This window comes from Nostoc sp., from assembly GCF_036917975.1.
Lineage (GTDB): Bacteria > Cyanobacteriota > Cyanobacteriia > Cyanobacteriales > Nostocaceae > Nostoc.
This window is the reverse complement of sequence record NZ_JBALEJ010000016.1, coordinates 1-1,495: the sequence shown is the minus strand read 5'-3', so window position 1 is coordinate 1,495 and position 1,495 is coordinate 1. Positions and strand designations below refer to the sequence as shown.

Genomic DNA, 1,495 nt, shown 5'->3' with positions numbered 1-1,495 from the left:
CGACCGACCTAAGGAATGACCAACTTACTATCTATTTAACTGTTTGCTTTTCGATATGTAAGGGGTGTAGGTCTCCCTAAAAAGGAGGTGATCCAGCCACACCTTCCGGTACGGCTACCTTGTTACGACTTCACCCCAGTCACCAGTCCTGCCTTAGGCATCCTCCCCCCCGAAAGGTTGGAGTAATGACTTCGGGCACTACCAGCTTCCATGGTGTGACGGGCGGTGTGTACAAGGCCCGGGAACGAATTCACTGCAGTATGCTGACCTGCAATTACTAGCGATTCCTCCTTCACGCAGGCGAGTTGCAGCCTGCGATCTGAACTGAGCTCCGGTTTCCGGGATTTGCTTGCATTCGCATGCTTGCTGCCCTCTGTCCGGAGCATTGTAGTACGTGTGTAGCCCAAGGCGTAAGGGGCATGCTGACTTGACGTCATCCCCACCTTCCTCCGGTTTGTCACCGGCAGTCTCTCTAGAGTGCCCAACTTAATGCTGGCAACTAAAAACGAGGGTTGCGCTCGTTGCGGGACTTAACCCAACATCTCACGACACGAGCTGACGACAGCCATGCACCACCTGTGTTCGCGCTCCCGAAGGCACTCTTCCCTTTCGAGAAGATTCGCGACATGTCAAGCCTTGGTAAGGTTCTTCGCGTTGCATCGAATTAAACCACATACTCCACCGCTTGTGCGGGCCCCCGTCAATTCCTTTGAGTTTCACCGTTGCCGGCGTACTCCCCAGGCGGGATACTTAACGCGTTAGCTACGGCACGGCTCGGGTCGATACAAGCCACGCCTAGTATCCATCGTTTACGGCTAGGACTACTGGGGTATCTAATCCCATTCGCTCCCCTAGCTTTCGTCCCTCAGTGTCAGTTACGGCCTAGCAGAGCGCCTTCGCCACCGGTGTTCTTCCTGATCTCTACGCATTTCACCGCTACACCAGGAATTCCCTCTGCCCCGAACGTACTCTAGCTATGTAGTTTCCACTGCTCTTATGAGGTTGAGCCTCACTCTTTAACAGCAGACTTACATTGCCACCTGCGGACGCTTTACGCCCAATCATTCCGGATAACGCTTGCATCCTCCGTATTACCGCGGCTGCTGGCACGGAGTTAGCCGATGCTTATTCCTCAGGTACCGTCATTGTATTCTTCCCTGAGAAAAGAGGTTTACGACCCAAGAGCCTTCCTCCCTCACGCGGTATTGCTCCGTCAGGCTTTCGCCCATTGCGGAAAATTCCCCACTGCTGCCTCCCGTAGGAGTCTGGGCCGTGTCTCAGTCCCAGTGTGGCTGATCGTCCTCTCAGACCAGCTACTGATCGTCGCCTTGGGAGTCCATTACACTTCCAACTAGCTAATCAGACGCGAGCTCATCATCAGGCAGTTAACCTTTCACCCCTAAGGGCACATCCGGTATTAGCCACCGTTTCCAGTGGTTGTCCCAGACCTGATGGTAGATTCTCACGCGTTACTCACCCGTCCGCCACTAAATCC

Annotated in this window: 1 rRNA gene; it reads right to left on the bottom strand. The window is 54.2% G+C overall.

Annotated features, from left to right (window positions below):
- Window positions 1-80: 80 nt before the first annotated feature.
- Window positions 81-1,495: ribosomal RNA gene (locus V7K76_RS06280) — 16S ribosomal RNA — on the bottom strand; the annotation flags it as partial.